At 70.9% G+C, this 24,137-nt stretch carries 18 protein-coding genes and 2 pseudogenes; 10 read left to right on the forward strand and 10 right to left on the reverse strand.

From position 1 onward, the window contains the following. Nucleotides 1–12: 12 nt before the first annotated feature. Nucleotides 13–1,611 (reverse strand): hypothetical protein, encoded by a 1,599-nt coding sequence (locus TNCT6_RS01740; protein ID WP_141355859.1) that lies wholly within the window; start codon nt 1,609–1,611, stop codon nt 13–15. Nucleotides 1,612–2,243: 632 nt separating this feature from the next. Between TNCT6_RS01740 and TNCT6_RS01750 the strand changes: the two genes are divergently transcribed. After that, on the forward strand, nt 2,244–2,903 hold the full coding sequence (locus TNCT6_RS01750; protein WP_141355861.1) for a hypothetical protein: 660 nt from the start codon (nt 2,244–2,246) through the stop codon (nt 2,901–2,903). 34 nt (nt 2,904–2,937) lie between these two features. Further along, a pseudogene (locus TNCT6_RS01755) lies at nt 2,938–3,108 on the forward strand (M23 family peptidase); the annotation flags it as partial. Nucleotides 3,109–3,308: 200 nt separating this feature from the next. On the opposite strand, the gene TNCT6_RS01760 reads toward TNCT6_RS01755, so the two are convergent. After that, complete coding sequence (locus TNCT6_RS01760) at nt 3,309–4,094, reverse strand: DUF5995 family protein (RefSeq protein ID WP_141355863.1); 786 nt, start codon at nt 4,092–4,094, stop codon at nt 3,309–3,311. Between the two features lie 803 nt (nt 4,095–4,897). Here TNCT6_RS01760 and TNCT6_RS39690 point away from each other — a divergent pair. Continuing rightward, entirely contained in the window at nt 4,898–5,074 is a 177-nt protein-coding gene (locus TNCT6_RS39690; protein WP_172632770.1) for a hypothetical protein, read from the forward strand. A gap of 111 nt (nt 5,075–5,185) precedes the next feature. Here the strand turns inward: TNCT6_RS39690 and TNCT6_RS01765 are convergent, their stop codons facing one another. Continuing rightward, nucleotides 5,186–6,142 (reverse strand): DUF5996 family protein, encoded by a 957-nt coding sequence (locus tag TNCT6_RS01765; protein WP_253265994.1) that lies wholly within the window; start codon nt 6,140–6,142, stop codon nt 5,186–5,188. 200 nt (nt 6,143–6,342) lie between these two features. Here TNCT6_RS01765 and TNCT6_RS01770 point away from each other — a divergent pair, with 200 nt between their 5' ends. Then, nucleotides 6,343–6,729, forward strand: a complete 387-nt coding sequence (locus TNCT6_RS01770) for a signal peptidase I (protein WP_141355865.1) — start codon at nt 6,343–6,345, stop codon at nt 6,727–6,729. A gap of 59 nt (nt 6,730–6,788) precedes the next feature. On the opposite strand, the gene TNCT6_RS01775 is transcribed toward TNCT6_RS01770, so the two are convergent. After that, on the reverse strand, nt 6,789–8,228 hold the full coding sequence (locus TNCT6_RS01775) for an aldehyde dehydrogenase (RefSeq protein ID WP_141355867.1): 1,440 nt from the start codon (nt 8,226–8,228) through the stop codon (nt 6,789–6,791). A gap of 149 nt (nt 8,229–8,377) precedes the next feature. Here TNCT6_RS01775 and TNCT6_RS01780 point away from each other — a divergent pair, with 149 nt between their 5' ends. From TNCT6_RS01780 to TNCT6_RS01790, 3 genes are all read left to right on the forward strand, one after another. Beyond that, a complete protein-coding gene (locus TNCT6_RS01780) occupies nt 8,378–9,064 on the forward strand; it encodes a TetR/AcrR family transcriptional regulator (RefSeq protein ID WP_141355869.1) in 687 nt (228 codons plus the stop codon). 99 nt (nt 9,065–9,163) lie between these two features. After that, nucleotides 9,164–11,503 (forward strand): excinuclease ABC subunit UvrA, encoded by a 2,340-nt coding sequence (locus TNCT6_RS01785; protein WP_141355871.1) that lies wholly within the window; start codon nt 9,164–9,166, stop codon nt 11,501–11,503. A gap of 98 nt (nt 11,504–11,601) precedes the next feature. Then, nucleotides 11,602–13,332, forward strand: coding sequence for an NlpC/P60 family protein (locus tag TNCT6_RS01790; protein ID WP_141355873.1), 1,731 nt, complete (start codon nt 11,602–11,604; stop codon nt 13,330–13,332). A gap of 382 nt (nt 13,333–13,714) precedes the next feature. Here TNCT6_RS01790 and TNCT6_RS01795 read toward each other — a convergent pair. The 5 genes and pseudogenes from TNCT6_RS01795 to TNCT6_RS01815 all read right to left on the reverse strand — a co-directional run. Next, nucleotides 13,715–14,509: pseudogene (locus TNCT6_RS01795) on the reverse strand (lysophospholipid acyltransferase family protein); the annotation flags it as partial. Next, nucleotides 14,509–15,282 (reverse strand): GNAT family N-acetyltransferase, encoded by a 774-nt coding sequence (locus TNCT6_RS01800; protein WP_141355875.1) that lies wholly within the window; start codon nt 15,280–15,282, stop codon nt 14,509–14,511. The pseudogene TNCT6_RS01795 and the gene TNCT6_RS01800, both read right to left, overlap by 1 nt. Before the next feature lie 316 nt (nt 15,283–15,598). Further along, complete coding sequence (locus TNCT6_RS01805) at nt 15,599–16,348, reverse strand: succinate dehydrogenase/fumarate reductase iron-sulfur subunit (RefSeq protein WP_141355877.1); 750 nt, start codon at nt 16,346–16,348, stop codon at nt 15,599–15,601. Beyond that, on the reverse strand, nt 16,345–18,294 hold the full coding sequence (locus TNCT6_RS01810; RefSeq protein WP_141355879.1) for a fumarate reductase/succinate dehydrogenase flavoprotein subunit: 1,950 nt from the start codon (nt 18,292–18,294) through the stop codon (nt 16,345–16,347). Before TNCT6_RS01810 ends, TNCT6_RS01805 begins: the two co-directional genes overlap by 4 nt. Nucleotide 18,295: 1 nt before the next feature. Next, nucleotides 18,296–18,967 (reverse strand): succinate dehydrogenase, encoded by a 672-nt coding sequence (locus tag TNCT6_RS01815; protein ID WP_141355881.1) that lies wholly within the window; start codon nt 18,965–18,967, stop codon nt 18,296–18,298. Nucleotides 18,968–19,087: 120 nt separating this feature from the next. Between TNCT6_RS01815 and TNCT6_RS01820 the strand changes: the two genes are divergently transcribed. Beyond that, nucleotides 19,088–19,975, forward strand: coding sequence for a LysR family transcriptional regulator (locus TNCT6_RS01820; RefSeq protein WP_141355883.1), 888 nt, complete (start codon nt 19,088–19,090; stop codon nt 19,973–19,975). A gap of 81 nt (nt 19,976–20,056) precedes the next feature. Here TNCT6_RS01820 and TNCT6_RS01825 read toward each other — a convergent pair whose 3' ends face one another. Next, nucleotides 20,057–20,737, reverse strand: coding sequence for a TetR/AcrR family transcriptional regulator (locus TNCT6_RS01825; protein ID WP_141355885.1), 681 nt, complete (start codon nt 20,735–20,737; stop codon nt 20,057–20,059). Between the two features lie 88 nt (nt 20,738–20,825). Here TNCT6_RS01825 and TNCT6_RS01830 point away from each other — a divergent pair, with 88 nt between their 5' ends. After that, nucleotides 20,826–22,454 (forward strand): amidohydrolase, encoded by a 1,629-nt coding sequence (locus tag TNCT6_RS01830; protein WP_141355893.1) that lies wholly within the window; start codon nt 20,826–20,828, stop codon nt 22,452–22,454. A gap of 94 nt (nt 22,455–22,548) precedes the next feature. Then, a complete protein-coding gene (locus tag TNCT6_RS01835; protein ID WP_141355895.1) occupies nt 22,549–23,940 on the forward strand; it encodes an APC family permease in 1,392 nt (463 codons plus the stop codon). Nucleotides 23,941–24,137: the final 197 nt, after the last annotated feature.

The raw sequence follows: 24,137 nt of genomic DNA on the forward strand, positions 1-24,137 counted from the left end.
CGCCGATCGAGGTCAAGGCTTGGCGTATTTCAGAGGACGGACGTAGAAGTCTCCTCCGAGGGCCCACAGCCGGGTGTTCTTCATCGTGATCTGCAGCGCGTGGAAGAGGCTCGGGTCCAACGAGCGGACGTCCGCACCGCGCCACCGCACCTGGTACCAGCCATCCGGCCCCGGCTCGAGAACGCTTCTGTCTGCCTCGAAGCCGGGTTGGACGGCGGTGCCGTTCTGGTCCATCAGGGCGACGGAGACGGAGCCGCCGTGGTCGACGTCGACGAGGAACCGCACATCATCGCCGAAGATGCTGAGGCCCTGTGTGGTGACCACGGTGGGCTTGTGGACCTGCCGGCCGCCGTAGTAGGCGAACTTGTCCTTCTCGATCCACCCTCGCCCGAGTGCTGTCTGCCGCCAGGACGTGTGCCATCCCTTGCCGCCCATGTAGTAGAACCAGAGGCGGTTGTCCATCTCGATCGGGACGGACGCGAAAATGACGCTGCTGTCGAAGTCACCGCGCGGGTACCGCCCCATGCCCGAGCCGTGCGGGATGAAGGTGCTCTCGTCCGGGGCGACGTTGTTCCATTCGGTGGTGTTGGTCGACCACAGAAGCGAGAGGTCTACCGTGTCGTAGTCCGGAAGCGTCTTGTCGCCATCGGTGTAGACGGAGCCGAGGCCCAGGTACAGACCCTGGCCGTACTCCCACGAAGGCATCGAGTACACCTGGGACTCCAAGCCGTTGCCGCGATGCACCTCGACCGGCTTCGACCAGTTGACGAAGTCGGTGCTCCGCGACATGGCCACCACGCGGACGTTGCTGTCCCACAGGCGGGTGATGAGCACGTATTCCCCGCTTACGCTGTCCTTGAACACACGGTTGTGGCAGTCCGCCCCCGGAGAGGGGCTGTTGGCCGGCCAGGGCCGCAGCGGCGTGAAATGGATGCCGTCGGCGGAGAACGCGACGGACAGCTTGGACGCGAGGGTGATCAGCTTGTATCGGCGGGACGGATCGGGGTCTTCGGGGTCGTAGAGGACCGAAGTCCCCTGGACTCCCTTCAGCAGGATGTTGTTCGCCGTGCTGCCGTTGAAGTCGACGAGTCCCAGATCGGGCTTGGTCCAGTGGATTCCGTCTGCCGACTCGGCGTAGTTGCAGCCCGTCACCCGGTTCGCAGTGGAGTACGTCTTTCCGATCCGCTGGTCGACGGGTGTGCTCGACGACGAGGGGTCCACCAGGAAGAGCGTGTAGTAGCAGCGGAACTTCCGGTGTTCGGGATCCCAGAAGACGTTCGGGTAGCCGTTGTCGAAACGTGGCTCCCAGGGCAGCATTGGATGCTCGTACAGGCCCTCGCCGAACAGCGGGTTGTGTGCCGTGTCCTTGGTGAAACTCCCCATGCGCACCTGACAGTTCGACATCAGATGGCCGTTCCACAAGCCGGTGTCGAAGGCGAAGTACTTGTGTTTGCCACTGGTGGGGTCGATGGCCGGAGGTATGGCTGCCGAGCGGGCCGTGGCGGCGAACGCCGAGGGCGTCGTCGCTGCCAGTGAGGCGCCGGCGGCGACGCCCATGCCTCCGATCAGGACCGCCCTGCGGGAAAAGCTGCTGTCGTGCGCGTTGCCCATCAGCCGTCGCTCCTTCGAAGCACTGCACTGCTGGACATGGGACGTCTGATGTCCGATGTCTCGCAGAGAAGCTAAGACCCAGCCGATGCACTGTCAATGAGCGCGGATGCATCGGTCTCGCCGAGGAGCGCCGCCGGTCCTCGCCGTCGGTATGCCGGAGCCGCCGGTGGCAGAACTCGGCACCCACTGCCCGGGGTTCGCCCCAGGCGAGCCGGGTGGCGCGGGCGTCGAGTTGGGCGTAGCTGAGCCGCTGCCCGCCGAAGACGACCGCTGTGGCGTCCGGGGGCCGCGACCCGCGCCTCGAAGACCTCGTGGACGCAGTGGTCCGGTTCCGGGAGGAGGCGCGGCGCGGGTGCGAGAACGTCCGTGTCGTCGAGCATGTCGAGCCGGGGCAGGGCCCGGTCCGGTTCGACGGCCGCGCCGCGGGCTGCTGGTCGCCCAACTGCGGGCCACCGGGCGGCCGGTCTACGCGGTCAACCCGCTTGCCGTCGCCCGCTACCAGGACCTTCTGTGGAATCAACGATGCCAAGTGATGACGGGCTCGGAACGTCGGGTGGTGCCTTCGGAGGGGTGGGTGCGGTGCGGGTGTTGTCCGTGGGTTCGGCTTGGATGTGGCTGTGTCTGTCTATGAAGTGATCCGTCAGCTGCCCAAGATCTCGATCGTCCGGGATCGCTCCCGAGCCATGGCCATGCTGGATGCCGTCATGAGCCCGGATTGGAAGTCCCGGTTCTACTCGTTCGACTCCCGGTGGTCGCCGACGGAGGGGATGGCCTCCATGCGCGACGGTTGCGGCAACGACTACTCGATCGTCTTCTCACCGGCGGGCGCCTACGTCCGCGGCTTCGATCACGAGTCGCCGATGACCCCCTATCGGTTGACGCCTCCAGCTCCGTGGCCCGGACTGTTCGACGGAGTGCCCGAAGCATTCCTCCCCCAGGTCACAGAGCCCGCCTTCAGCGACGACGACGGCACGCCGCGCGCAACAGTGTGCTTCTGGCGCGAACAGGCCGACACCGAGTGGAAGTGCGGCGCCGTCGAGGCTCTGCCGGAGGGTGTGGCGGACGACGGCAGTGCGGAATGGCTCTTCGACGTCCTCCTTGACGGCCGGCCCGAGGCGTACCAGCAGTTCGCGGAGGATTACTACGAGGTGACGGTAAGCCTCGAGGCCGTGCGTCACGTCTACGCCCTGCGGCCTCTCACGAAGAGCATCGTGTCATCGCTGAACCCCGATGTTGATCTTGCCGGCCTTGAAGAGGACATCGCCGAGATCGGCTATCCCCTGCGGGGGTGAGGACCTGTTCGAGTGGCGTGGATCCTGGCCCAGGTTGCAGAACAACACCAGCGTGCGGGTCCTGTGCCAGAAGCAGGGCGACACGGTGAACGCCGAGGGGTACACCAACAACTGGTGGAGCAAGCTGCGGGACCAGAACGGCTTCATCAGCAACATCTACATCGACCACCCGGCGGCCCAGCTCCCCGGTGTCCCCCTCTGCTGACCGAACTCCCGGCCGGCCGGCCCGAACCCGTACGTTCGGGCCGGCCCCACGCCTTGGTGACGGCGTGTTCCTCCCGCGCCGTCACCGCACAACGGCGGCCGTCGGCCGGGCCCCTCGCGCCCGAGTCGGCCAACCGCTCACCGGGCAACGGCCCGGCACTCACCAGGAGCCGCCGCCACCGCCTCCCCCGCCGCCGGGCCTCACCCCGTCCCCTGCCGGACGGAGGCTCGCTCCATGGCGTTGTCCAGATGAGCGATGACGGCCGGCACGTCACCACTCTCGGTGCGCCGGATCAGCTGCAGGGCCGGCCGGACGAGGCCGCCCGGTCGTGCTATCAACCGTGCGAGCACGGCGGCCCGGACGTCGAGCCGCTGGATGGTGGCCTCGCGCTCCTTTTCGTTCTGGCCGGCAAGCAGGACGGCGTTGTACCACGCCTCCTCGCGGGACTGACGGACACTGAAGTCGAGGATCCGCTCGTCGGTTCGGGCTCCGACCCGATCCAGCAGCGACAGGAAGGGCGACACGGCGCCGACCGAGTCCTGCACCGCCAACACCACCCGCGCAAGGACGTCGTTGATCAGCAGAAAGTCACGCCGCAACGCGTGGATGGCCTCGCCCGGGCTGGTCCGCGCAGCGGCGATGGCCAGGTCGAGGTTGATGTGCGCGTTCACGCCGAGTATCAGGTGCTGGACGATGATGGTGTCGGCCTCGTCGAGCAGCCCGAACGTCTCACGCCAACAACGCGGCCCGCTCCGGTCACGACGCCAGGCGTCGTACGCGTCGAAGTAGCGGTTGCCGAAGAGCGTGTCGAAACGGTCCATGCGGGCGCCGTCGTCGAACAGCCCACCGTGAATGGCCGTGCGGACCTCAACGGTCACCTGTCGGTACAGCGCCGCGAAGTACCCGACCCGGTCACCCGCGCGACGGGCCTCCCGCACGATCCCGGCAAGTCCGTCCACGACATCGTCGATGTTCTCTGCCGCCATACCCAACTCCCCTCTCGCGGTGCCTCGTTCGGCCCGCACTCTGGTTGCTGTCCGCAGTGCCGACCACAGCCCTGTCCTACCACCGCGGACCGGGGAAGGTCCCCCGCCCTGCAGGAAACGGACGGGAGTCCCGACCCTGCACGTCAACATCCCCGGGGCGGGCGCCTGAGCGCGCATCCGACACCCCGTCACCAGTGTTCGGGCACAGCGCCCTCCCGTGGTGCCGTGTGCGGTGTCGCCGGGCACCACGGAACGTGACTGCTACCAGATCGCCTCGACCCACTCCGGGTGATCGATGAACGGGTTCCGAACGTTGCCTGCCGGAACACTGGTTCGACGGCCCAGGCGGTTGGTGTCTCCCGAGCAGGGCCGCGCACGGCCCTGTCACCGATCGGGTGTCGGAGACACGGCCGCGCCGGACGTGGGATCAGGACCCGTGCACCGGGCGGGGCCGCCGCCGTATTCGACGGAGCGATCCGGTGCCCGGAAGTACGGGCCTGCCGACCGGATACGCCGAGCGGTGACCCGGTTCGCCAGAGAGCGTCCTCCCTGTGCGAGGCGAGCGGGTCGTGGCTGCGCATCGTCCCGTAACCGCTGTCGGCAGCCGGATGGTTGGACGAGTTCGGTCTCGCCTTGGCACCCGCGCCCGTCACCGCGATCGCGCCGCTCAGCTTCAGCTCCGCGCCCTGCCCGTCCCGTGGAGCCGCCGTCAGCTCCCCGGTGTACGGCCCGTTGTGCGAGAGTTTCCCGTCCAAGCGCCTGCCGTCCCACGCTGCGGTGAGCGCCGCGCGCGAAGGTGCGGGGTGGCGCCGTCTCGTCGGGGTTCTGATGTCCTGCCCCTGGCGGAACAGGCGGCCTACGCCCTGGCCTTCCGTCGCCTCACGGGCTTCGAGGACCTTCTCGCGCGCGCCGAGGACCTGGGGCACCGGCTGGTGAGCGACGTGGGCGACAGGCTCGCCGCGGGCGGGCTGGGCGGCTGACGACGCCACTCGCCCGGAATTGCGGTGGGTTGCCGTCGATGTTCCTGACGCAACACCCGGGTGAGCGGACGGTGCCGCCCACTTCCTGCTGCGCCGTGTCGCTTGTCGCTCTCAGTGGTGGTACTGGGCGTGGGCCAGGGCGGGCGGCGTCCTGCTCATGTACCAACCGTCGCAGCGGGCCCCGACGAGGTCCGACGGCCAGCCTGCCGTTGCGACGGCGGCGTCGTAGACGGCGTCACCGAACGCCACGATGGCGCGGTGCGGGTCGGGGGTCTGCCTGAGTGCCTCCCAGGGCAGGAGAACCAGACCGGCGTCAGGATGCCAGGCCGCGCCGTCGACACCCCACGACCGGTTCTCCAGACCGTCCGGCTGGGGCCAGATGTAGGCGTACATACCCAGGTCCTGTGCCTCGGGACCTCCGAAGGAGAATCCGACCGAGACATACGCCTCGGTCTGGGCGTTCTGCTGGAAGGCCGGACCGTGGGCCGGTGGCACGGTGGGCTGCGCACGGTAGCGCGTGGCGGACAGGTCGAAGCCGCCCCACATGACCCCGACCCGCGGACGGTGTCCCAGGTAGGGCGCCTGCCACTCCTCCAGCCCGTCGGCGGCGAGATTCAGCGCTGTCCACATCAGCCGCGCCGCGCGGTGGTCCCAGTGGCGTTCGACCTGATCATCTCCGAAGTTCGGCGGGGCGCCGGGAATCTCGCAGATCAGCGAAGTGCGGGGCCTGCGCAGGCCGAGCTCGCCCGCCGCGCCGCAGAACGACGCGTAGAACGAGGCGAGTGATCCGTCGGACATGGGCAAGGTCCGCGAGCCCCCGTCGGTCTCGACGACCACGTCGCCGTCGAGCAGCCGGTGATGCACGGTGAAGGTCACGTCCTGCTGCCGGAGCGTCGGCGTCCTGAGCCCACGGGGAGTGACATCCAGGACGATGTTTCCCCAGCCGACTTCGAACGGCTCGTCGAGGGTGTACTTACCCGCGATCTGTACCAACCGGTTCACATAGGCGACCATCGGAGCCAGGTCCTCGTGGACCAGCACCGGCCACGCGTGGAGAGGTGCGCTCACGACGAGCCTCCCAGCCTGTCGATCGGCGGTTCGCGCTGGAAATACCGGCAACACCGCAGTGCCACCCACCATTGTCGTACGCCGACCCGCATCCTGCCTGCTCGGTGACGCCGCGCATCGCCCACGTGCGTCAAGCGCCCACGGCAGTGGGCCCCGTAGACCTGCGGCACGTTCCCACCGAACTGCTAGCGTCCGCCCGCGTGAGTGACAGTGTGTATGTGGGGAACGCGGGCAAGGACGCGGCGCTGGATCGGGGGTGGCTGCTCGGGCACTTCAAGGAGGTCGGCGATCCGCGTCGCAGTGAGGCCGTGGAGATCAAGTGGGGAGTTCATCCCCGTGGCGACGAGCGGTCGCGGTGGGTGGAGGGGGAGGAACGTACGGCTCTGCTGGTGCTCATCAGCGGGCGCTTCCGGGTGGAACTCCCGGGCCGCAGCGTTCTTCTGGAGGAGCAGGGGGACTACGTCGTGTGGGGGCGCGGAGTGGACCACTCGTGGTTCGCGGAGGAGGAGTCGGTGGTGCTGACCGTTCGGTGGCCGTCCGTGCCCGGCTACGCGGTGGAGGAGGCGGTGCCGCCCGGGCGTCGGTAGGCCGGTTCTTGCGGCGGTGGGTACGGGTTGTCCGGGCGGTGCCGGGCACCTCCCGGTGATCACAGGGCGATGGACTGGTACTCGGTGTAGGCGCTCAGGCCCGCCGGGCCGAACTCCCGGCCGAGGCCGCTGGCCTTGAAGCCGCCGAACGGTGCGCGCATGTCGCGGGAGGCGCCGTTGACGCCGAAGGTGCCGGTGCGGATGCGGCGGGCGACTTCGAGGCCGTGCTCCGGGTCGGCGGTCCACACACCGCCGTCGAGCCCGTAGGCCGAGTCGTTGGCGATGGCGACGGCCTCGTCCTCGGTGTCGTACGGGATGACCGCCAGGACCGGGCCGAAGATCTCCTCCTGGGCGATCCTCATGGTGTTGGCGACGTCGGCGAAGAGGGTCGGGCGCACGTAGAAGCCCTTCTCCAGGCCCGGGGTGTCCGGGGCGCCGGGGCCGCCGAGGACCAGGCGGGCGCCTTCGGCGATGCCGGCTTCGATGCAGGACTGGACGCGCTGCTGCTGGGCCTGCTTGACCATGGGGCCGATCCAGGTGTCCGGGTCCATGGGGTCGCCCACGGTGACGCCCCGCATCATGGCGGCGATCGCCTCGACGACCTCGTCGTAGCGGCTGCTCGGGGCCAGGATGCGGGTGTGGGCTACGCAGGCCTCGCCGTTGTTGCCCAGCGACAGGCCCTTCAGGGCCGCCGCGGCCCGGTCGACGTCCGCGTCCGGCAGGACGATGGCGGCGGACTTGCCGCCGAGTTCCAGGCTGACGCGCTTGAACCGCTCACCGGCGATGGCGGCGATACGGCGCCCGGCCGCGGTCGAGCCGGTGAACGCGATCTTGTCGACGCCGGGATGGGCGACGAGGTACTCGCTGACCTCCCGGTCGGCGGGCAGCACGCTGATCACGCCCTCCGGGAAGCCCGCCGCGGCGAGGAGTTCCGCGAGCCGCAGGCCGTCCACGGCCGTCTCGGGCGACGGCTTGAGGATCACCGTGCACCCCGCGAGCAGCGCGGGGACCAGCTTGACCAGGGCGGACTGGTGCGGCGCGTTCCACGGGATCACCGCCGCGACCACGCCCACGGGGGCCCGGCGCACCACGGTGCGATGGCCGTCCCGGCCGGGCAGTTCGGACTCCCAGTCGAAGCCGGCGGCGACGTCGAGGAAGTCGTCGTTGAAGTCCTTCAGGCTGCGCTGAAGCCAGCCGGTGAACCAGATCGGCGAGCCGTTCTCCGAGGTGATGAGCGCGGCCAGTTCGCCGGCGCGCGCCGCGTGCAGCTCGTTGAACCGGGCGACCACCCGTCGCCGTTCCCCGGGCGTCAGCCGCGGCCAGGGGCCGTGGTCGAAGGCCTCGCGGGCCGCTGCCACGGCACGGTCGACGTCGGCGAAGGACGCCTCGGGCACGACACCCACCAGGGACTGGTCGTGCGGGGAGCGGACCTCCAGGACGCCGGAGGTGGCGGGGGCGGCCCAGGCTCCGCCCACCAGCAGCTTGTCGAACGTGATCACGATGTCCTCCCGGATCCCTTCGGACCGGTCCGGCCAAGTTAGCCGAACGGCATTCTCTTAACGCTTCTCCGACGGTAACAGAACCCAGTTCTCTTAACCAGGTCGGTCGATATCCTGACCGTGGGGACACCGCGAGCGAAGAGAGGGTCATGAGCGAGACGAAGCAGGGGTTCATCCGCGCGCGCAGCCCCGAGAACCGGGAGCTGCGCAGGCAGTCGATCCTGGACGCTGCCGAGCACCTGCTGGAGACGACGCAGGTCGCAGACATCACCCTGCGCGACATCGGCCGGCAGTCGGGGATCGCCACCTCGAACGTGCTGCGGTACTTCGAGAACCGCGAGGCGGTCTTCCTGGAGCTCCTCAACCGGGCCTACGGCGCCTGGCTGGACGCGCTCCCGGCCGAGCTGGCGCCCGCCGACGCGGACGGCACCGGGCCGGCAGCGCGGGTGCGCGGCTTCGCCGAGGCCTACGCTGCCTCACTCGCCGCCCGGCCGGTGATGTGCGAGCTGGCGAGCGTGCTGGCCAGCGTGCTGGAACGCACGGTCCCGGTGGAGACGGTCCGCGCCTACAAGCGCCAGGCGCTGACCAACAACGACCGGCTCGCCGGCATCCTCCACGCCCGCATCCCCGAACTGGACCCGACAGCCGCGAAGGAACTGGCCTCGGCGACCATCGTGCTCATCGCCGGCCTGTGGCCGTTCGCCCACCCCGGACCCACCGTCGTCGCCGCCGTCGAGGACCCCGCGCTCCTCGCCGCGCACGTCGACTTCCCCGCCCGTTACGGCCGCATGATCGAGCTGCTCACCACCTCACTGCGGGGCCCCGCCGCCCGCTGAGCGACGGCCCGGCCGCCGGGCCCGCCGGCCGAAAGGACCGCTCGCGTAGAATTTCAGGGTTTGCCCCTTCCCGTCCGCACCCCCGTCCGGAGCCCTTCCATGCACAGCCCGCACGACCCGTACGTCCGCGTCCGTGGTGCTCGTGAGCACAACCTCCAAGGGGTGGACGTGGATGTTCCGCGGGACGCACTGGTGGTGTTCACGGGGGTGTCGGGGTCGGGGAAGTCGTCGCTGGCGTTCGGGACGATCTACGCGGAGGCCCAGCGGCGGTACTTCGAGTCGGTGGCGCCCTACGCGCGGCGGTTGATCCACCAGGTGGGGGCGCCGAAGGTCGGGGAGATCTCCGGGCTGCCGCCGGCCGTGTCGCTGGAGCAGCGGCGGGCGGCGCCGACGTCGCGGTCCTCGGTGGGCACCGTCACCAACCTGTCGAACTCGCTGCGGATGCTGTTCTCCCGTGCCGGGGACTATCCGCCGGGGGCCGAGCGGCTGGACTCGGACGCGTTCTCGCCGAACACGGCGGCCGGGGCCTGCCCCCAGTGCCACGGTCTCGGACAGGTGCACCGCACGGAGGAGGCGCTGCTGGTGCCCGACCCCTCCCTGTCGATCCGTGAGGGCGCGATCGCCGCCTGGCCGGGTGCCTGGCAGGGCAAGAACCTGCGGGACATCCTCGACGCGCTGGGGTACGACGTGGACCGGCCGTGGCGTGAGCTGCCCGCCGGAGAGCGGGAGTGGATCCTGTTCACGGACGAGCAGCCGGTGGTGACCGTGCACCCGGTGCGGGACGCCGAACGGATCCAACGGCCCTACCAGGGCACGTACATGAGCGCCCGGCGGTATGTGATGAAGACGTTCGCCGATTCGAAGAGCACTGCCCTGCGGACCAAGGCCGAGCGTTTCCTCACCGCCGCCCCCTGCCCGGCCTGCGGCGGCAGCAGACTGCGGCCCGAGGCGCTGGCCGTGACCTTCGCGGGGCGCACCATCGCCGAACTGGCCGCGCTGCCGCTGACCGAACTCGCGCAGCACCTGCGCGGCACCTCCGAGGCCGCGCGGGTGCTCACCGAGGACCTGAAGTCCCGTATCGCGCCCGTCGTCGAACTGGGTCTGGGCTATCTCAGCCTCGACCGGGCGGCGCCCACGCTGTCGGCGGGCGAGTTGCAGCGGCTGCGCCTCGCCACGCAACTGCGGTCGGGGCTGTTCGGGGTGGTGTACGTGCTCGACGAGCCGTCGGCGGGGCTGCACCCGGCGGACACCGAGGCCCTGCTCACGGTTCTGCAACGGCTCAAGGCGGCGGGCAACTCCGTGTTCGTGGTGGAGCACCACCTCGACGTGGTGCGCGGTGCCGACTGGGTCGTCGACGTCGGTCCGCGGGCGGGGGAACACGGCGGGCGGGTGCTGCACAGCGGGCCGGTCGCCGAGCTGGCGGGGGTCGCGGAGTCGGCGACGGGCCGGTTCCTGTTCGACGGCTCCCCCGGGCCGGTGCGCGAAGTACGGTGTGCGCGGGGGCAGTTGACGGTGGGGCCGGTCACCCGGCACAACCTGCGCGCGGTGACGGCGGAGTTCCCGCTCGGCGCGTTCACCGCGGTCACCGGGGTGTCGGGGTCAGGGAAGTCCACGCTGATCGGTGAGATCACGGAGGAGCAGGCCGGTGTCGGGCGGCTGGTCCGCGTCGACCAGAAGCCGATCGGGCGCACACCACGCTCCAACCTGGCCACGTACACGGGACTGTTCGACGTGGTACGGAAGGTGTTCGCGGACACCGACGAGGCACGGACGCGCGGTTACGGGGTCGGACGGTTCTCCTTCAACGTCGCGGGAGGCCGGTGCGAGACCTGCCAGGGCGAGGGATTCGTCAGCGTGGAGCTGCTGTTCCTGCCGAGCACATACGCTCCGTGCCCGGACTGCGACGGGGCCCGCTACAACCCCGAGACGCTTCAAGTGACGTACCGCGGGCGGAACATCGGCCAGGTGCTGGACCTCACGGTGGAGAGCGCGGCGGAGTTCTTCGCCGACACCCCGGCCGTGGCGCGCAGTCTCGGCACCCTCATCGACGTCGGCCTCGGCTATCTGCGACTCGGTCAGCCCGCCACCGAACTGTCCGGCGGTGAGGCCCAGCGCATCAAGCTCGCGAGCGAGCTGCAGCGCGGCCGACGCGGCCACACCCTCTACCTCCTCGACGAGCCGACGACCGGACTGCACCCGGCCGATGTCGAGGTGCTCATGCGGCAGTTGCACGGCCTGGTCGACGCCGGGCACACCGTGATCGTCGTCGAGCACGACATGTCCGTCGTGGCCGGCGCCGACTGGGTCGTCGATCTCGGCCCGGGCGGCGGCGACGCGGGCGGCCGGATCGTGGCGACGGGACCGCCGGTTGAGGTCGCGCGGGCGGCGGGGAGCGCCACGGCTCCGTATCTGGCGCGGGCCGTACGGCGGGACGTCTAGAACTTCATGGCGGTCCCGGCCGCACAACGCCACTGCATCTGAGGCGAATTGACGCGTCCGGCGGGTCCGGTGGCGCTACGGGGGAGATCATGACGTTCATGATCCACACCTCTCGTCGCGGCCTGCTCGCCGCCTTCGCCGCCTCCGCGGCCTCCGTCCCGCTCACCGGCCTGGCCGCGGCTCCCGCCCGGGCCGACGCCGCCCCCGCGCCCGTCGATCCCCTCCCGGCACCGGCGGGTCTGACCTCGGCCCGTTCCTCGGTGACTCTGCCCGCGCTGGACGCCTCCTACTTCACGCCGGTGACCCTGGTGTCGCCGCTCGCCGTCTCCGTGCTGTCCGGGGCCCCGGCCCGCACGGAGGTCCTTTCGAACGGGAAACGGGTCGCACTGCTGACCCACGGCGCCCGGACCGTCGTCCTGCCGGGCCCGCGAAGAACGTTCACCGAGAACAAGCGGTCCTTCGTGGACGACTTCCAGCGCACGCTGACGGGCTGGGGCAGCTCGCCGGGCGGCGGCAGCTGGAACACGCTCCCCTCCAGCCCCGACGACTACTCGGTCGTACCGGGCACCGGCCTGATCGCCCTCACCACCACGGGTGTCAGCCGGCACGCCAGTCTGCGGGACGACGAGGTCACCGATCTCGACGTGCGGTCCGTGGCCCGCTTCGACAAGGTTCCCACCGGTCAGGCCTGTTCGTACGGGCTGACCTTCGGCTACCAGAGCACCCACAACAACTACCGGGCCCGGCTGTCCTTCCTGACCACGGGGGCGGTCGAGTTCCGCGTCGAGAAGGAGGTCGACGACGCCGTCACCCAGCTGGCCCCGGCCGTCACGCTGGCGACGGGCAATCCGGCGAACACGGACTGGACGATCCGGGTGCGCCGCGAGGGCTCCCGGATCCGGGCGAAGGCATGGCGTTCCGCCACCGCCGAGCCGTCCACGTGGGCCTTCGACGTCGACGACTCGGCCTTCGGCAAGGGCCGGGTGGGGCTGCGCGCCCTGGCCAACACCGGCTGCACCAACCTGCCGGTCACTCTGAAGGCGAGCCGCTTCGAGGTGAGCGCCGCCAACTGGCACACCCCGCCGAGCGTCACCCACGGCGACTGGGTGCGGGTGCTGCCCGAACCCTTCGACGGCACCTGGACGGCCGAGTGGGAGCGGACGATCCGCGGCTGGGCCGGCTCCACCGTGCCGGACGTGCTCTCCTACACCGCGATGTTCCTTCCGGGCGCCCCCGCGGTCACCGCCGGGGACGGACCGGCACAGGGCAAGCAGGTCCTGGGCGAGGCCGGTTACGGCTATCTGAACGCGCAGGGGTACCGCATGGTGGGCGCCGACTTCCACGAGTACATGGACGTCGGCTGGACCTTCCCCGACGGCGCCTACACCGGGCCGTCGAGCAAGCAGGTCGGGAATCTCGACTGCTCGGGGTACACCCGCATGGTCTACGGCTACCACATGGGCGTGCCCATGGCCGCGAAGGCGGACACGTCCGGGACCCGGATACCGCGCCAGTCCCGCGACATGGCCGACCACACGCCCGGTGTGCTGATCGACCGGACCGACGGCGTCCGCCCGCCGGCCGCGAACCTGCTCCAGCCCGGTGACCTCGTGCTGTTCAACGCCGACTCGGGGGACGACGGGGACCTGCGGACCGCCACGGTCGACCATGTGGGGATCTACCTCGGACGGGACGCGGCCGGCAAGCGGCGCTTCCTGTCCAGCCGCAAGACGGTCAACGGGCCCACCATGGCCGACCTGGCCGGCGCCTCACTGCTCGACGGCACGGGCCTCTACGCCGAGTCCCTGCACACCGTGCGCCGCGTCTGAGCCGGCACGCGGGGCCGGGGCGGCCGGATGGCCGCCCCGGCGGGGGGCACGACCGGCAGAACCGCGCCCCGCGAAGCCGCGCCCCCGCGAGGGCGTCCCCGGCGGGGGTGTGACCCGCGAGAGCGTCCCCGGCCGGGATGTGACCCACGAGAGCGCCCCCGGCGGAGACCCGACCCACCAGAGCATCCCCAGCAGAGGCCCGACCCGCGGCGTCGTGACCCGCGAGCTCGTGACCCGCGACAGCATCGTCAGCAGAGGTCCGACCCGCAGGGACGTGACCCGCGACAGCATCCCCGCCAGAGACCCGACCCACGAGAGCGTGACCCGCAGAGTCGTGACCCGCAGAGTCGTGGCCGCAAGTTGCGGTCGAGTGCGGGTCGGTGCCGTGGTCGCGGCCGTCGGGGAGGTCCTGGCGGGCCGCGCGGGCCAGCGTCCGCCGGTCCGGACAGGCACCCGGAGGGAGCACGGGGCACACATCGACCTCGGCGACCAGGTCGCGTGCGGTCGCCACCCGCCACAGGGACGCGAGCAGGGAGTCGTCGCCGACGAAGGCCGTGGCCGTGCTGGCCCCTCCCCCGGCGTGCCCCAGATAGCGGATGCGGACCGGCTGGACGGGCACCCCGGCGTCGAGGGCGGCCTGGAAGACGGCCCGGTGGAAGGCGCCCTGGGCACGGCCGCACCAGGTGCTGCCCTCGGGGAAGGCGGCGACCGCGGCGCCGGCGCGCAGCTCCCCGGCGATGTGCGCCACCGTCTCGGGCAGGGCGCGCAGCCGGTCCCGTTCGATGAACAGGGCGCCGCCGCGCGCGGCGAGCGCGCCGGCCACCGGCCAGCGGCGGATCTCCGTCTTGGCGAGCATCCGGGCCGGGCGGACGGCGGCCAGCAGCGGGATGTCCAGCCAGGAGATGTGGTTGGCGACCAGCAGGAGGCCGCCGGTGGGCGGGGCGGTGCCGGTGATGCGGACCCGGACCCCCGAGGCCCTGACGACCGCCCGGCACCAGCGCCGGACCCAGCCGGCGGGGATCCGCGCACCGAGCGGCGACAGCACGACCCCGGCGAGTACGAGGGCCGTGACCAGCGTGAGCCGCAGCACGGCGCGCGGCACGGCGGCCCCCGTGGACCCCGTCGTCTCCACGCACGCCCTCGGAGTGCAGGGCGCGCTGGGCAGCCAGAGGCTCATCAGGCTGGTACGAGGGAGAGGAAGTGCCGCAGGTAGCGCGGGCTGACCCGGCGCATCGACAGCAGGACGTAGAAGTCCGCGACCCCGAAGTCGGGGTCGTGCGCGGGCGCTCCGCAGACCTGGGCGCCGAGCCGGAGGTAGCCGCGCAGGAGGGCGGGCAATTCGGTGCGGGGCGCGGCCGGGAGGTCGGCCCGCGGGATCCACGGCAGCAGGGGGCGCACCCGGTGCTCCTCCGGTGCCAGGTTCTTCTCGCGCACCCGCTCCCAGGTGGCGGAGGCGAGGGCGCCGCCATCGGCCAGCGGTACCGAGCAGCAGCCCGCCAGCCACTCGTGGCCGCGATCCACCATGTAGCGGGCCAGCCCGGCCCAGATCAGCCCGATCACCGCGCCGTCGCGGTGGTCGGGGTGCACGCAGGAGCGGCCCACCTCCACCAGCCCGGGACGGATCGGGGCCAGCGCGGTGATGTCGAACTCGCCCTCCGCGTACAGCCGTCCGGCGATCGCGGCCCGCTCCGGCGGCAGGAGCCGGTAGGTGCCGACGACCTGTCCGGTCGTCGTGTCGCGCACGAGCAGGTGGTCGCAGTAGGCGTCGAAGGGGTCGACGTCGTACCCCGGCTGCGGGGTGGACAGCAGGGCGCCCATCTCCCCGGCGAAGACGTCGTACCGCAACCGCTGTGCGGCCCGCACGTCCGCCTCGTCACGGGCGAGGGCGACGGTGTAGCGGGTGGGCGGCGCGGGCTGCGGGGGGCTTTCGAGCGTGGAGACGCCGGTCATGTTCTCTCCTGGTCGTGGACCCGGTGCGGAAGAGGGACGGCGGACCGGCGGTGCGGTCCGTCGTCCCTGTTCTTCCGATGCCGGTTGGCGTCCGCGTGACCTGTGCCGGGAGAACGGATGTGGGGATGTTGAACGGCGCGGGCGGCGCCCCGTCCGGCCGGGCCACCTGACGCTCCCCTCAGCGTCGAGGACCCGTTCGGGGACCGGGCGGCCCGCCCGCGGCCGGGTCCTCGTGGAGAAAACCGAGGCGGGGCCGGGGATGAGCACCACTCCCGGCCCCGCCCGTCCGCCCCCTCGGCGAACGTTCCCTGATGGGCTACCGCTTGGACGCCTTGCGGGTCGCGCGCAGCCACTCCTTGTTCATGCTGGTGATCGACACGAGGGGGATGCCCTTGGGGCAGGCGGTGGCGCACTCCCCGGTCAGGGTGCAGCCGCCGAAGCCCTCCTCGTCCATCCGGGCCACCATGTCCAGGACGCGCGTCTCGCGCTCGGGGGCGCCCTGGGGCAGCACGTTGAGGTGGTTGATCTTGGCGGAGGTGAACAGCATCGCCGCGCCGTTGGGGCAGGCGGCGACGCAGGCGCCGCAGCCGATGCACTCGGCGTGCTCGAAGGCGAAGTCGGCGTCCGGCTTCGGTACGGGGGTGGCGTGGGCCTCGGGCGCGGAGCCGGTGGGGGCGCTGATGTAGCCGCCGGCCTGGATGATCCGGTCGAAGGCCGAGCGGTCGACCACCAGGTCCTTCACCACCGGGAAGGCGGCGGCGCGCCACGGCTCGATGTCGATCGTGTCGCCGTCCTCGAAGGACCGCATGTGCAGCTGGCAGGTGGTGGTGCGCTCGGGGCCGTGCGCGTCGCCGTTGATGACCAGGCTGCACGCGCCGCAGATGCCCTCGCGGCAGTCGTGGTCGAAGGCGACCGGGTCCTCGCCGGAGAGGATGAGCCGTTCGTTGAGGACGTCCAGCATCTCCAGGAAGGACATGTCGGGCGAGATGTCGTCCACCTCGTAGGTGGACATGGCGCCGTCGGCGTCGGCGTTCTTCTGCCGCCAGACGCGCAGGGTGAGCCTCATGCGTAGCTCCGCTGGGTGGGGTGGACGTACTCGAAGACCAGGTCTTCCTTGTGCAGGGTGGGCGCCTCGCCCGTGCCCGTGAACTCCCAGGCCGCCGCGTAGGCGAACTGCTCGTCCCTGCGGGCCGCCTCACCGTCGGGGGTCTGGGACTCCTCGCGGAAGTGGCCGCCGCAGGACTCGGCGCGGTGCAGCGCGTCGAGGCACATGAGCTCGGCGAGCTCCAGGTAGTCGACGACGCGGTTGGCCTTCTCCAGGGACTGGTTGAAATCCTCGCCGGTGCCGGGAACCTTGATGCGCCGCCAGAACTCCTCGCGGATCTGCGGGATGCGGTCCAGTGCCTTGCGCAGGCCCGCCTCGGTGCGGGCCATGCCGCAGAACTCCCACATCAGTTCGCCGACTTCGCGGTGGAAGGAGTCGGGGGTGCGGTCGCCGTCGACGGCCAGCAGCAGGTTGAGGCGGTCCTCGGTCTCGGCGACGGCCTCCTGGACGGCGGGGTGGTCCTCGGTGACGGCCTCCTGGTGCGGGTTGCGGGCCAGGTAGTCGTTGATCGTGGCCGGGAGGACGAAGTAGCCGTCGGCCAGGCCCTGCATCAGGGCGGAGGCGCCGAGGCGGTTGGCGCCGTGGTCGGAGAAGTTGGCCTCGCCGACCGCGAACAGGCCGGGGACGGTGGTCTGGAGGTCGTAGTCGACCCACAGGCCGCCCATCGTGTAGTGCACGGCGGGGTAGATCCGCATCGGCACCTCGTACGGGTTCTCCGCGGTGATCCGCTCGTACATGTCGAAGAGGTTGCCGTACTTCTCCTCGACCTTCTTCCGGCCCATCCGCCGGATCGCGTCGGCGAAGTCCAGGTAGACGCCCTGGCCGCCGGGGCCGACACCGCGGCCCTCGTCGCAGACGTTCTTCGCGGCGCGGGAGGCGATGTCACGCGGGACGAGGTTGCCGAAGGAGGGGTAGATGCGCTCCAGGTAGTAGTCGCGCTCGCTCTCCGGGATCTCGTTCGGCGGGCGGTTGTCGCCCTTGGCCTTCGGGACCCAGATGCGGCCGTCGTTGCGCAGCGACTCGCTCATCAGGGTGAGCTTGGACTGGTGGTCACCGGTGCGCGGGATGCAGGTGGGGTGGATCTGGGTGAAGCAGGGGTTGGCGAAGTACGCGCCGCGCCGGTGCGCCCGCCAGATCGCGGTGGCGTTGGAGTTCATGGCGTTCGTCGACAGGTAGAAGACGTTGCCGTAGCCGCCGCTGGCCAGGACGACCGCGTCCGCGAAGTAGGTGTCGATCTTCCCGGTGATCAGGTCGCGGGCGACGATGCCGCGGGCCCGGCCGTCGACGACGATCAGGTCGAGCATCTCGGTGCGCGGGTGCATCTCGACGTTGCCGGCGGCGATCTGCCGGGACAGCGCCTGGTAGGCGCCGAGCAGGAGCTGCTGGCCCGTCTGGCCGCGGGCGTAGAAGGTGCGGGAGACCTGGACACCGCCGAAGGAGCGGGTGTCGAGCAGGCCGCCGTACTCGCGGGCGAACGGCACGCCCTGGGCCACGCACTGGTCGATGATCTCCACCGAGATCTGCGCGAGGCGGTGCACGTTGGACTCGCGGGCGCGGAAGTCGCCGCCCTTGACGGTGTCGTAGAACAGCCGGTGGATGGAGTCGCCGTCGTTGCGGTAGTTCTTCGCCGCGTTGATACCGCCCTGCGCGGCGATGGAATGGGCGCGGCGCGGGGAGTCCTGGTAGCAGAACTGGACGACGTGGTAGCCCTGTTCGGCCAGGGTGGCGCCGGCCGAGCCGCCCGCGAGGCCGGTGCCGACCACGATGACCGTGTGCTTGCGCCGGTTGGCGGGGTTGACCAGCTTGGCCTCGAAGCGGCGCGTGTCCCAGCGCTCGTTGATCGGGCCGGACGGGGCCTTGGTGTCGGCGACCGGCGCACCGGTCGCGTAGTCGGCGTAGGAGGTCATGTCAGCTCACCACTCCGGTCATGACGCCCACCGGGACGGCGATGAAGCCGGCCGTGAGCAGCAGTGCGAGAACGTTGGCGGCGGTCTTCAGGGCACGGTCGCGGGTGCGGCTGCCGACGCCGAGGGTCTGGGCGGCGCTCCAGAATCCGTGCCGGATGTGCAGGCCGAGCGCCAGCATGGCGACGATGTAGATGACGTTGCCGTACCAGGTGGAGAAGGTGTCCACGACGTTCTGGTACGGGTGGCCCGGCTGGAACCCACCGGAGTGCACGGTGCCGGTGGTCAGGTCGAGGATGTGCCAGACGATGAACAGGCCGAGGATGATCCCGCCCCAGCGCATGGTGCGGGTGGCGTAACTGGCCCGGGGCCTGGCGTGCACGTACTTGCTGGGCCGCGCCTTGATGTCGCGGCGGCTGAGCTGGTAGGCGGAGACGGCGTGGGCGACGACGGCGGCCACGAGCACCACGCGGACCAGCCAGAGCGTCCACTCGTAGTGCATGAACGGCTCGCCGAGCGTGCGCAGCCAGTGGGCGTAGTGGTTGAACTCGGCCGCCCCGAAGTAGATCTTCAGGTTTCCGATCATGTGGACGACCAGGTACAGCAGCATGATCAGCCCGCTGACCGCCATCACGGTCTTCTTGCCGACGGTCGAGCCCCACACGGTGCGTGCCATGGACGGCCGTCGGTCCGTCCGCGTTGCCAGTGCCATGTCTCAGCACGCTAGGGCCGAAGGACCCCATCGGTCCAAGACATGGTCCAGCTCGTTTCGATAGGGATTGGCTATGCTCGTCTCGTGCAGTTCCAGCAGCTCCAGTACTTCGTGGCGGTCGCCGAGACCCGGCACTTCACCCGGGCGGCCGATCTGGTGCATGTCGCCCAGCCGTCGCTGTCACAGCAGATCAAGGCGCTGGAGCGGGAGTTGGGAGCGGATCTGTTCCTGCGGGCCCGGGGCAACATCACGCTCACCGACGCCGGTGAGGCGCTGCTGCCGCTGGCCCGGCGCATCCTCGCCGACGCCGACACGGCGCGGCACGAGGTGCAGGAACTGGTGCAGCTGCGCCGGGGCCGGGTGCGGCTAGGCGCCACCCCGAGCCTGTGCACCGGCCTGCTGCCGGACGTGCTGCGCGCCTTCCACGACCGCTACCCGGGTGTCCGGCTGCTGGTCGAGGAGGGGGGTTCCCACGACCTGGTGCGGGAGCTGGCCCGCGGCGCCCTGGACCTGGCGCTGGTCGTGCTGCCACTGCCGACTCCCTCCCCCGCCCTGACCACGGTGGAGTTGCTGCGTGAGGACCTGGTGGTGGTCTCCTCGCCGGAGGCGCCGGCGCCCGGTGGCCCGGGGCGGCGCTCGGTCGCCGTCGCGGATCTGGAGGGCGAGCGTCTGGTGATGTTCCGGCACGGCTACGACCTGCGGGAGCTGACGGTCGCCGCGTGCCGCGCCGAGGGCTTCGAGCCGGACCTCGCCGTCGAGGGCGGCGAGATGGACGCGGTGCTGGGTTTCGTACGGGCGGGGCTCGGGGTGGCCGTTGTCCCGCGCATGGTCGCCACGCGCGCCGGCCGCGGCCTGCGGGTCACCCCGCTGGCCCGCCCCGGACTGCATCGCACGATCGCGCTGGCCCACCGCAGCGACGTGGCTCCGCCGAGGGCGGCGAGGGAACTTCAGCGGATGCTGCTGGAGCGGTGACCGTTGAGCGTAATCCGCTCTTCCGGATGCGCACTTGCTCCTCCGTCAGTTTGACGACACGTCAGTCTGATTCAATGTCAACTAAGGTGCGCCAGAGGCGATTTCCGCGGCCAGCCGAGCGCGCAGCCCGTCGACCAGTGCCGCGAGGGCGACCTCGAAGGCCAGGTCCGCGGCGGACCGCCCTTGCGCGGCGGAGGCCTCGTCCCGGGCGTGCACCGCGGCGGTGAACCTGGGCACCTGGGGCGAGTCCGGCCCGGGGTCGAACATCGCGGCCGGTGCCACCAGGTCCAGCGCCGAACCGAGGACGAACGACTCCACGCCGACCATGACGGGGATGACCGAAGCGGTCGGCCATCCGCCGCGCTCAAGACCGGAGACCACCGACTCGTACATCCGCAGGGTGCGGTGCGCACCGGACACCGGGATGGTGGCCAGCAGCGAGATGGTCTGCGGATGCGCCGCGAACGCCGCCCGGTAGAGCCGGGCCCAGCCGACCAGGGCCTCGTCCCAGGGCAGGCTGTCGAAGACCTTCGCGTCGATCGGGTCGGCCACCAGCTCGCGCACTCCGGCGAGGATGTCGTCCTTGCCCTTGACGTGGTTGTAGAACGACGAGGGCCGGACCCGGAGCCGCCGGGCCAGCAGCGCGATGGAGAACCCCTCGGCGCCGACCTCGTCGATCAGTTCCAGCGCGCCGCGCACGATCACCTCGCGATCGAGTACGGGCGTGCTCGGCCGTCCCGTCCTTCGCGTCCCGGCGCTCATCCGGTGTCCCCGCCCCTCTTCCCAAGCGTCGTCGCGTGAGTCTAACCTGCGTCCACTAAAACGAATGGCGTTCGCTTTGGGAGTACGTATGCCCCTCACCGTCTTCCGCAACGGCACCGTGTGGACCGGTCTGCCCGTACCGCCCGGGGCCGGGCAGCCGCCGACCGCGCTGGCCGTTCGGGACGGCCGCGTCGAGGCCGTCGGCGCCGAGGCCGAGGCGCTCGCCGGCGCCGCCGACGAGCTGCTGGACCTCGACGGAGGTCTACTCATGCCCGCGTTCGGAGACGGTCACTGCCACCCCGACCAGGGCGGATTCGAAGCACTGGGGCCACGGATCAGACCCTGTACCAGCGTGGACGAGCTGGTCGCGGAGGTCGGCCGGTACGCCGCCGAGCACCCGGAGGCGGACTGGATCCTCGGCGGCAGCTACGACTCCACGCTCGCCCCCGACGGCCTCTTCGACGCCCGCTGGCTCGACGCCGTCGTGCCCGACCGCCCGGTCGCCCTGCGGGCCTGGGACTACCACACGCTGTGGTGCAACACCGAGGCCATGCGCCGGGCCGGCCTCGACGGCTCCGCCAAGGACAGCGAGCGCGGCCGGTTCGTACGCCGTGCCGACGGCAGCCTGATGGGCACCATGGTCGAGTGGGACGCGGTCGACGCGGTCCTCGGCGCCGCACCCGAGCGCACCCTGGACGAACGTGTACGGGCCCTGACCCACGCCACCCGCACCTACGCCGCGGCCGGAGTCACCTGGATCCAGGACGCCTGGGTGGACCACGAGGCCGTCGACGCCTATCTGACGGCGGCCCGGCAGGGCGTCCTGGCCACGCGGGTGAACCTCGCCCTGCGCGCCGACCCGTCGCGGTGGCGCGAGCAGCTGGCCGAGTTCGCGGCCGACCACGACCGGATCCACGCGGAGGGGCTCGACCGGCTGACCGTGCGGACCGTCAAGTTCTTCGTCGACGGCATCATCGAGAACCGCACCGCGGCGCTGCTCGAACCGTACGCCGACGACCCCTGCACCCGGGGCATGCCGGTCTGGGCCGCCGCCGAGCTGCGCGAGGCGCTGGTGGAGATCGACCGGCTGGGGCTCCAGCCGCATCTGCACGCGATCGGCGACGCCGGCATCCGCACCGCCCTGGACGCCCTCGCCCACCTCACCGAGGTGCGCGGCCCCCGGGACCGCCGTCCGGTGATCGCCCATGTGCAGATGGTCGACCCCGAGGACCTGCCCCGCTTCGCCGAACTGGGCGTGATCGCCAACATCGAGCCCCTGTGGCTTCAGCCCGACCCCGCGATGACCGACTTGACCATGCCCCGTCTGGGCGAGGTCCGGTCCCGGCAGCAGTACCCGCTGGGCTCGCTGCTGCGCAGCGGAGCCCGGGTCTCGTTCGGGAGCGACTGGCCGGTCACCGACCACCGGCCGCTGACGGGCCTTCCGGTCCCGGTGACCCGGCAGACGCCGGAGCGCCTCCCCGAGGGCGGATGGCTGCCGGGGGAACGGATCGACATCGAGACCTCGATGTCCTGCTACACGGCCGGCGTCGCCCATCAGGCGATGGCCGACGACCGGGGTGTCCTGGCCCCGGGACGGGTCGCCGACCTGGTCTGGCTCGACCGGGACCCCCGCGACCTCGATCCGCACGACGTGCCCGCCATCACCGTGCTCGGCACCTGGCTGGCGGGCGAGCGCACCCACGGCACCCAGGGGTGACCCCACGGCGGGGCGCCGCCGCACGCCCCGCCCCAGCCGACGCCCTTGCCGGATCACCCGGCGATGCCTCATTCTTCTGCGGAAGGAACGCTTCATGACGGATACAGACATCCCCGCGGAAAAAGGACTCAGGCGAGTCCTGGGGCTGCCGGGGCTCACCCTCTTCGGGCTCACCTATCTCGCCCCGGTGACCGTGTTCACCACCTACGGGGCGGTCACCGGCGTCACCCACGGCCATCTGCCGGCCGCCTATGTGATCGCCCTCGTGGTGATGCTCTTCACTGCCGTCAGCTACGGGCGGATGGTGCGGGCGTTCCCCACGGCGGGGTCGGCGTACACCTACACCCAGCAGTCCTTCGGCGGGCATGTCGGCTTCATGGTCGGCTGGACGCTGCTGCTGGACTACCTCTTCCTGCCGATGATCAACTTCCTGCTGATCGGCATCTATCTGCACAGCCAGTTCCCGTCGGTTCCCGCACGGGTGTTCGTGCTCGCCGCGCTGCTGCTCGCGCTTTTCGTCAACGTGCTCGGCGTGGACTCCATCAGCCGGCTCAGCATCCTGGTGGTGGGCCTGGCCGGGGTACTCGTGGTGCTCTTCGTCGCCCTGTCCGTCCACCACACGCTCGGCCACGGCGCCTCCAAGCCGTTCGCCTCGTTCCTGCCGGGCGGCTCCGGGACCTCGGCGGCGTTCTCCGGGGCCGCGATCCTGGCGCTGAGCTTCCTCGGGTTCGACGCGGTCTCCACCATGTCGGAGGAGGCCAAGGACCCGCGGCGCACCATCCCCCGCGCCATCGTGCTGACCACGGCCATCGGCGGCGTCCTGTTCATCGTGGTGTCCTGGATGGGCGCGCTGGTGCACCCGGGCGCCACGTTCAGCGACCCCGACAGCGCGGGCCTGGACATCATGCGAACGCTGGGCGGTTCGGCCTTCACCTCGTTCTTCGTGGCCGTCTATGTCGCGGGCGCCTTCGGCTCCGGGGTCACCACGCAGGCGAGCGTGTCCCGGATCCTGTACTCGATGGGACGCGACGGGGTGCTGCCCAAGCGGGTGTTCGGCTATCTGCATCCCCGCTTCCGCACCCCGGTGATCGCGACCGGCCTGACGTCCGCGGTCTCGCTGGTCGCCCTGTTCATCAGCCTCGACAACGCCGTGGTGATGATCAACTTCGGTGCCCTGATCGCCTTCTCGATGGTCAACCTGAGCGTGGTCAAGCACTATCTGATCGACCAGGGCCGCCGGAGCGGTCGCGACCTGCTCTCCTACGGGCTGCTGCCGATCGTCGGATTCGCGCTGACCGTCTGGCTGTGGACCAGCCTGGAGGGCATCACCTTCGAGGTGGGGCTCTGCTGGATGCTGGCCGGGTTCCTGTACCTGCTGTTCCTGACCCGCGCGTTCCGGCGGAAGCCTCCGGTGATGAGCTTCAGCGAGGAGCGGTCGGAGGCGGAGGCCGCGCCGGGCGACGTGGCGGCGGTGCGGCGGGTTTGAGTGACGCGGCTGAGGGCCTGCCGACGGGGTGTCGGCAGGCCCTCGCCCGTGTCGGGCCATGTCCCGGGGCCGAGAACCGTGTTCGGCCGCGGGTCCGTTGTCGCTGGGCGCGCAGTTCTCCGCGCCCCTGGCGCCCCTTCGGGGCCCGAAGAACGTGCTCCCCATGGGTCCGTCATCGCCGGGCGCGCGGTTCCCCA

It is taken from the genome of Streptomyces sp. 6-11-2 (assembly GCF_006540305.1).
Lineage (GTDB): Bacteria > Actinomycetota > Actinomycetes > Streptomycetales > Streptomycetaceae > Streptomyces.